This is a genomic window from Flavobacterium sp. LHD-80 (assembly GCF_030929605.1).
Taxonomy (GTDB): Bacteria; Bacteroidota; Bacteroidia; order Flavobacteriales; family Flavobacteriaceae; genus Flavobacterium.
This window is the reverse complement of record NZ_JAVFVS010000022.1, coordinates 1-993: the sequence shown is the minus strand read 5'-3', so window position 1 is coordinate 993 and position 993 is coordinate 1. Positions and strand designations below refer to the sequence as shown.

The 993-nt window shown below is 38.6% G+C and carries 1 protein-coding gene; it reads right to left on the bottom strand.

Annotated elements, in window-relative coordinates; genetic code table 11:
* Positions 1-993, bottom strand: a 993-nt coding sequence (locus RB619_RS21040) for a reverse transcriptase domain-containing protein (RefSeq protein ID WP_308101071.1), incomplete at both ends; no start/stop codon positions are given.

The following is a 993-nucleotide window of genomic DNA, read 5'->3' as shown; positions in this document are numbered from 1 at the left end:
GTCAAAAGGACTTCTTGCCATTTGAACTTTACTCCATCTTACGTTACAACTTATATCAAATATGCCAAATGTTACATAACCAAATATATAACGGTCTACCATTCTTCCTTTTCTTTCTACTTTGCCGATATACCGTTTCATAAAGTCTTGTCGGCTACTTCTATGCCTATGCACATCTTCATAAGCCTTGTAAAAGATTTTATCCAATCTTCTGCGTAGCTTCATAAATCCATGAGAGGCATCCATAGCCCATTTGTAATAATTCAACCATCCGTTGACCATCATTTTCAGATGGTCTGCCTTGCTACTGAGTTCTTGCTTATTCCCATATTCAAACAGACGCACCATTTTAGTCCATTCCCTAATCTTTTGTGCAAATGACTGTATCTTGTCGGGGTCAGGGTAAAACGTGACTTTGTATTCTTTATCATGCTTACCACTTCGCCATTTATCAAAAACAAATCCAAGGAATTTAAAGCTCTCTCCTTTATGGAATGCTACTTGACGTGTCTTAGATTCGCTAAGTTTTAGACCTCGCTTTTCCAAAAGGTTCGGTAGTATTTCCATTACCCTTTCCAAGTAATCGTTATTTTCACACACGATAACAAAGTCATCAGCATATTGCATAAATCCTACTGACGGGGCATGTTCCCTGCGTTTATTCTTAATATTACAGACAAAAGCATAATAGGGTTTAAGGTTCTTATCAGTTGGTTTCCTTGTCGATATTAGGTGGTCATAGAGCTCAAAATCAATTCCCCATAATCCGATATTGCATAGTAACGGGCTTATCACTCCGCCTTGCGGTGTACCTGCTTCCGTTTCATGTAATACCCCTTTATCAATATAACCGCATTTAAACCATTGATTGATCGCTCTTAGGATGTTACTGCTCGTACCTTTCATCTTATCCAGTATGTACTGGTGGTTCAGGTTATCAAAACATCCTTCAATGTCGGCATCTAAGACCATGACTTCTCCTTTGCGGAGTTT